Source organism: Shewanella abyssi, assembly GCF_023284025.1.
Taxonomy (GTDB): domain Bacteria; phylum Pseudomonadota; class Gammaproteobacteria; order Enterobacterales; family Shewanellaceae; genus Shewanella; species Shewanella abyssi.
Map to the genome: position 1 here is coordinate 46274 of NZ_JAKIKR010000034.1, position 6924 is coordinate 53197.

Annotated in this window: 5 protein-coding genes; 4 read left to right on the forward strand and 1 reads right to left on the reverse strand. The window is 44.3% G+C overall.

The window, feature by feature from the left end; translation table 11 throughout:
• Window positions 1-19 precede the first annotated feature (19 nt).
• Window positions 20-1192: a cell division protein FtsZ gene (gene ftsZ, locus L2755_RS14640; RefSeq protein WP_248981425.1), complete on the forward strand. Its 1173-nt coding sequence runs from the start codon at window positions 20-22 to the stop codon at window positions 1190-1192.
• A gap of 177 nt (window positions 1193-1369) precedes the next feature.
• Entirely contained in the window at window positions 1370-2290 is a 921-nt protein-coding gene (gene lpxC, locus L2755_RS14645; protein WP_248981426.1) for a UDP-3-O-acyl-N-acetylglucosamine deacetylase, read from the forward strand.
• 7 nt (window positions 2291-2297) lie between these two features.
• On the opposite strand, the gene L2755_RS14650 is transcribed toward lpxC, so the two are convergent.
• Entirely contained in the window at window positions 2298-2750 is a 453-nt protein-coding gene (locus L2755_RS14650; RefSeq protein WP_248981427.1) for a DUF721 domain-containing protein, read from the reverse strand.
• A gap of 27 nt (window positions 2751-2777) precedes the next feature.
• Between L2755_RS14650 and L2755_RS14655 the strand changes: the two genes are divergently transcribed.
• Both L2755_RS14655 and secA read left to right on the forward strand, forming a co-directional pair.
• The gene (locus tag L2755_RS14655; RefSeq protein WP_248981428.1) at window positions 2778-3677 is read left to right on the forward strand and encodes a M23 family metallopeptidase; all 900 of its coding nucleotides are present in this window, start codon (window positions 2778-2780) and stop codon (window positions 3675-3677) included.
• Between the two features lie 59 nt (window positions 3678-3736).
• Entirely contained in the window at window positions 3737-6460 is a 2724-nt protein-coding gene (gene secA, locus L2755_RS14660) for a preprotein translocase subunit SecA (protein ID WP_248981429.1), read from the forward strand.
• The last annotated feature ends 464 nt before the right edge of the window (window positions 6461-6924 follow it).

Below are 6924 nucleotides of genomic sequence, written 5' to 3' on the forward strand. Positions count from 1 at the left end.
GGCAAACGGAGAAAAGACCATGTTTGAGATCATGGATAGTCATACAGATGAAGCGGTGATCAAGGTCATCGGTGTTGGTGGTGGTGGCGGTAACGCTATTGAGCATATGGTTAAGCACAATATTGAAGGTGTTGAATTCGTAGCGACGAATACGGATGCGCAAGCATTACGTAAGTCATCTGCTGGCACCACTATTCAGCTAGGTCGCGATGTGACCAAAGGTTTAGGCGCTGGCGCTAACCCTGAAATAGGTCGTTTAGCAGCAGAAGAAGACAGAGAAAGTATTCGTAATGCAATTAAGGGATCTGACATGATCTTTATTGCCGCGGGTATGGGAGGAGGAACGGGTACCGGTGCCGCGCCAGTGGTTGCTGAAATCGCTCGTGAAGAGGGGATCTTAACGGTAGCGGTTGTCACCAAACCTTTCCCATTTGAAGGGAAGAAGCGTATGACTTACGCTGAACAAGGAATTGAGCAGCTTGCTAAGAACGTAGACTCGTTAATCACTATTCCAAACGAGAAGCTGCTTAAAGTATTGGGTCGTGGTACATCGCTGCTTGATGCTTTTGCTGCTGCTAACAATGTACTGCTAGGCGCTGTGCAAGGTATTGCTGAGTTGATTACTCGTCCTGGTCTGATTAACGTCGATTTCGCCGATGTGAAAACCGTGATGTCAGAAATGGGTAATGCCATGATGGGAACAGGTGTAGCAAGTGGTGAAGATCGTGCTGAAGAAGCTGCTGAAGCTGCTGTAGCCAGTCCATTATTGGAAGATATTGATCTCGCTGGCGCCCGTGGCGTACTGGTTAATATCACCGCGGGTATGGATATGAGCATTGAAGAGTTTGAGACAGTGGGTAACCACGTGAAAGCTTATGCTTCTGATAATGCGACAGTGGTAGTGGGGGCGGTAATTGACCCTGAAATGTCAGATGAATTACGTGTAACAGTTGTAGCAACAGGTATTGGTGCTGAGAAAAAGCCTGATATCCAGCTAGTAACCAAACCCGTTTCACGTCCAGAGCCGATAGTGCCAGTGGAAAAATTTGATACGCAAGATCCTATTTCGGCTACGTTAACACACGGTAATGCTGCTGCGGCAACTCAACCTGCTGTAGCACCAGCGGTTGAGAAAAAGAACGACCTTGATTACTTAGACATCCCAGCATTTTTGCGTAAACAAGCAGATTAAAACGAATGTTAATATAGTGTTACGCGATATAAGGCTATACTAATCTATTGCTTGAAAGCGGAGTCGTTTTTGGTGAATTCGCAAATATATGCTAATATCTGCAACCAGTAATGTCCATGCATGGTTAAAAAATGTGTGGTTCATGCTCTTTTGTTGAGCGAGTAAACGGGTAAATACATGATTTTTCAAAGAACAGTCAAAGAAATAGTTAAAACTACTGGTGTTGGATTGCATTCCGGCAACAAGGTAACTTTGATCGTTAAACCCGCACCAGTTAATACCGGCATTATTCTTGTTCGTACGGATCTGACTCCAGCTGTTGAAATTCCAGCGGTAGCCGATCAAGTTCGTGAAACAACAATGTGTACAGCATTGGTTAATGACGATGGTGTTCGTATATCGACTATTGAGCATCTGTTTGCGGCTCTTGCAGGCTTGGGTATTGATAACGCTATTATTGAAGTTGATGCGCCTGAAATACCCATTATGGACGGTAGTGCGAGTCCTTTTGTATTCCTGCTGCAATCAGTGGGTATTCAAGAGCAAGCCGCTGCTAAGAAATACATCAAGATCACTAAACCCATTCGTGTCGAAGACGGTGATAAGTGGGCTGAGCTAAAACCTTTCAAGGGCTTTAGAGTTGATTTTGAAATTAATTTCGATCACCCCGAGATTGCCCGCAGTCAACAGCACATTGTCATGGATTTTTCATCAGCTGCCTTCATCAAAGATATTAGTCGAGCTAGAACCTTTGGGTTTATGCGAGACATTGAATATTTAAGAGCTAATAATCTTGCTCTTGGTGGCAGCATGGAAAACGCCGTAGTACTTGACGAATATCGAGTTCTCAACCCCGACGGTCTGCGTTATGAGGATGAGTTCGTTAAGCACAAGATTCTAGATGCATTTGGTGATCTGTATGTAGCCGGTCACGCTATTCTTGGTGAGTTCTGTGCGTATAAAACAGGTCATGCGTTAAATAATCAGTTAGTACGTGCAATGCTTGCCCAGCAAGATGCATGGGAAATCGTCAGTTTCGAGAAAGAAGCTGACGCTCCAGTAAGCTTCACAGTACCTTCGGGTGCCGTATTCGCTTAATTGTAAATTAAGATTGCCTTGAACGGCTGGCTAATGCAGCCAGCCGTTTTAGTTTTACCGCTAGTGTTCCTTCTGCATGTTCCGCTAACGCTTCAATGTGAGCCGCCGCAGTTTCGCTGATATGGTTGTGAGCGGGTTTGGGTTTTGTTGCATACATTAACAAGCTTGGGTTGACTTTGACTTCGATAGCGGTAAGCATGGGTAGCGTTTCGGCTTGCAGTGTTTGCAGTATCTTGGGTTTTTGGAAGTTTATTCTAGCAGCCCAAGCAGCCGTTGTTGTTTCAATCACCAAGATACCTTGGCGTAGATTGGCAACTTTTAGCTGCTCTATCACCGGACCAGTTAGCACTTTTTTTACGTAGTGATCTAAGTGTAATAGCAGTTCTGCTTTTTCAGCCAAGTTGGGCATGTTCCCTTGCTGATGCAGTAATTGACTGAGATCCTGTGGGGGCTTTTTCATATGATAATAAAATGGCTTAATTAGGCTATGAGTGTAACAGTTTTTATTCAAGGTCGAAACGGTGCCACACGCTGGCAACCAGGAAAGCGTTGGTTGATTTTACCTATATTGCTCATTGCAGCAGGTACAGGTCTTTATCAGCACAATGCCAAGCAGCTTATAGAGCAACAGACTAATACTGACAATGAACGCTTAGCTCGTGAAGAGCAAAAAAGTGAGTTGATCTCTTTAAAGAGCGCAACTGAAACTCAATTGTCGATGTTAGTCGCCCACGTTGCGCGTATGCAAGCTAAGCTCACTCGTTTAGAAGCGTTTGGCCAGCAAGTTGCTTTAAACAATCAATTAGAAGATCAATTTGATTTCTCTTCAGAAGTCGGTGTTGGTGGTATCGGTGAATTAGGTACTAACATCGAACTCGATCAGCTCATTGCCGATATGGATGCGCTGGTGTCAAGAATGGATAATAATAATGTTCAGCTATCACTACTTGAAACGGTAGCATCTAATCTCCATATAGATGAAGAACGTTATATATCTGGGCGACCAATTAAAAAAGGTTGGTTATCCTCGCCCTATGGTTTACGAAATGATCCTTTTAACGGTAAACGAACGATGCATAAAGGCATCGACTTTGCTGGAGAAGAGGGCGTCGACGTAATCGCTACAGCAGGTGGTGTTGTTACGTGGGCGGAGAAGATGTTTGGTTATGGTGAGCTCGTTGAAATTGATCATGGTAATGGTCTACGAACTCGTTATGGCCACAATAAAGCTTTGTCAGTAACTGTAGGCGACGTGGTCGCTAAGGGCGAGAGAATCGCTGTTATGGGAAGTACTGGGCGCTCAACCGGGCCTCATGTGCACTATGAAGTGTTGCGTGCTGGGCGGCAAATTGATCCGCAAAAATACGTCTACCGCAAGGCAGGTTAATCTAAATTAGGCTTTCAGGTTCTCAAAAGGACTTGGCCAACAACATAGAAGTGGTTCAGATGTTTGGTAAATTACTGACAAAAATATTTGGTAGTCGCAACGATCGTACGCTTAAAGTTTTCGGGAAAGTCGTTAATGAAATTAATGGTTTCGAAGAAGAGTACGCGCAGTTATCAGATGAAGACTTAAAAGCAAAAACAATACATTTCCGTGAACGGCTTGATGCAGGGGAAACGTTAGATTCTGTTTTGCCGGAAGCGTTCGCAACTGTCCGTGAAGCATCAAAGCGTGTATTCGAAATGCGTCATTTCGATGTGCAGATGATTGGCGGCATGATCCTAGATAGTAACCGTATTGCAGAGATGCGCACCGGTGAAGGTAAAACGTTAACTGCGACTTTGCCTGCATACCTAAATGGCCTGACGGGTAAGGGTGTGCATGTCATTACCGTGAACGATTATCTCGCTGGGCGTGATGCAGATAATAACCGTCCTCTTTTTGAGTTTCTGGGGTTAACCGTTGGTATTAACGTAGCGGGTCTCGGCCAGGTAGAAAAGAAAGCGGCCTATGACGCTGACATTACTTACGGAACCAATAACGAATTTGGTTTTGATTACCTGCGTGACAATATGGCGTTCTCGCCTGCAGAACGTGTGCAGCGCCCTTTACATTACGCTCTTATCGATGAAGTCGATTCAATCCTTATTGATGAAGCGCGTACACCACTGATTATTTCAGGTGCTGCCGAAGATAGTTCAGAGCTTTACACTAAGATTAATACCCTTATTCCAAATCTAATTCAGCAAGAAAAAGAAGATACTGAAGATGAAATAGGTGAAGGTGATTACTCTATCGATGAAAAAGCAAAACAAGTTCATATGACAGAGCGCGGCCAAGAGAAGGTCGAAGTTCTGTTGACTGAGGGGGGCATGTTAGGCGAAGGCGATTCATTATATTCTGCAGCGAATATCTCGTTACTGCACCATGTCAATGCAGCGCTACGTGCTCACACCCTATTTGAAAAAGATGTTGATTATATTGTCCAAGACAATGAAGTGATCATTGTTGATGAACATACTGGCCGTACGATGCCTGGACGTCGTTGGTCTGAAGGTTTACATCAGGCGGTAGAAGCGAAAGAGGGGGTTCATATTCAAAATGAAAACCAAACTTTGGCATCTATCACTTTCCAAAACTTCTTCCGTCAATATCAGAAGCTTGCTGGTATGACGGGTACAGCTGATACTGAAGCGTTCGAATTCCAGCATATTTATGGACTCGATACCGTAGTTGTACCAACTAACCGTCCTATGGTCCGTATCGATAATCCAGACTTGGTTTACCTTACTACTGACGAAAAGTATGCCGCTATTGTTAAAGACATCATAGGCTGCCGTGAACGTGGGCAACCTGTGTTAGTGGGTACTGTATCGATCGAGCAATCAGAACAGCTGCACAATTTATTGAAGAAGCAAAAAATCCCCCATGAGATATTGAATGCTAAGTTCCATGAACGTGAAGCAGATATCGTTGCACAAGCGGGTCGTACAGGCGCCGTAACAGTGGCGACTAACATGGCCGGTCGCGGTACCGATATCGTGTTAGGCGGCAACTGGAATATGGAAATTGAAGCCATTGCGAATCCAACTGCAGAGCAGAGAGCGACGATTAAAGCTGATTGGCAAATTCGTCATGATGAGGTTGTTGAAGCCGGTGGTTTACATATCCTCGGTACAGAGCGTCATGAATCTCGCCGTATCGATAACCAGCTACGTGGTCGTTCTGGTCGTCAAGGTGATGCCGGTTCATCTCGTTTCTATCTCTCTATGGAAGATAGCTTGATGCGTATCTTTGCTTCTGACCGCGTTTCTTCAATGATGAAGAAGCTTGGTATGGAAGAGGGTGAGGCCATTGAGCATCCATGGGTATCTCGCGCTATTGAAAACGCACAGCGTAAAGTAGAAGCACGTAACTTTGATATTCGTAAGCAATTACTTGAGTTTGATGATGTCGCAAATGACCAACGTCAGGTTGTTTACGCTCAGCGTAATGAATTAATGGATGCCGAGAGTATTAAAGACACGATTACCAATATTCAAACTGATGTCATTCAAGAATTAATGGATCAATACATTCCGCCTCAATCTGTAGAGGAGTTATGGGATGTACCAGGTCTAGAGCAGCGCTTGCAGCAAGAGTATTCAATGAGTCTGCCTGTGCAAGAGTGGTTAGATAAAGAAGATGACCTTCATGAGGAGACATTACGCGAGCGTATTGTTGATACATGGATTAACGCATATAAAGCAAAAGAAGAGATGGTCGGTGAGTCAGTACTGCGTCAATTTGAAAAAGCAGTCATGTTACAAACCTTAGATGGACTGTGGAAAGAGCATCTTTCTGCCATGGATCATCTACGTCAAGGGATCCATTTGCGCGGCTACGCGCAAAAGAATCCTAAGCAAGAGTATAAGCGTGAGTCATTTGAATTGTTCCAGCAATTGCTCGAATCACTTAAGCATGACGTGATTAGTATTTTGTCTAAAGTACAGGTACAAGCGCAATCAGATGTCGAAGAGATGGAAGAGCGTCGTCGCCAAGAAGATGCAAAGATCCGTCGAGACTATCAGCACGCAGAAGCAGAAGCTTTAGTGGGTGCTGAAGAAAGTGCAGCGCTAGCAGCAATGCAGCCACAAGTGCGCGACGGCGAGAAAGTAGGCCGAAACAATCCTTGCCCTTGCGGTTCAGGTAAGAAGTATAAGCAGTGCCACGGTAAACTAACTTAAGAGTGCTAGCCGCATGAAGTAATAGAAGGGTGACTGAGAAGTCGCCCTTTTTTTTATTGTCTGAATTTTTATACTAGTCCTTTTATCACCATAGCATCGTACTTCATTAGGTAGGCTCATGACGATAGTAAGGGTTTAGCCCATTTTTCTGGAGTAAGGCGCCTAAATTACATCTCTACTGCTATCTTGCACATCTTTGGAACCGGATTAAATATGCGGTGTTGTATGTTAAATCGACGTTCTATCTAACGTTTGTGGATAACTCTGAGGGTAAGTAGTGGCTAAACTGTGTTTAAGTAAAAACATTGAAAAAAGGGCTTTTTTTCTTGAAAAAACCCTTGCGCTTGCTCAGGAATTCCCTATAATTCGCACCCACTGACACGGCACAGCAGGCCAACTAACTTACCGCAAGGTTAGATAGTACGGGACTTGCAGCGGTGTTAGAGAGTTAAATTTCTCACGAG

What these genes read in the sequence shown, in the direction of transcription:
- ftsZ (WP_248981425.1), top strand. Translation starts at nt 20, where the DNA reads ATGTTTGAGATCATGGATAGTCATACAGATGAAGCGGTGATCAAGGTC.
- lpxC (WP_248981426.1), top strand. Translation starts at nt 1,370, where the DNA reads ATGATTTTTCAAAGAACAGTCAAAGAAATAGTTAAAACTACTGGTGTT.
- L2755_RS14650 (WP_248981427.1), bottom strand. Translation starts at nt 2,750, where the DNA reads ATGAAAAAGCCCCCACAGGATCTCAGTCAATTACTGCATCAGCAAGGG.
- L2755_RS14655 (WP_248981428.1), top strand. Translation starts at nt 2,778, where the DNA reads ATGAGTGTAACAGTTTTTATTCAAGGTCGAAACGGTGCCACACGCTGG.
- secA (WP_248981429.1), top strand. Translation starts at nt 3,737, where the DNA reads ATGTTTGGTAAATTACTGACAAAAATATTTGGTAGTCGCAACGATCGT.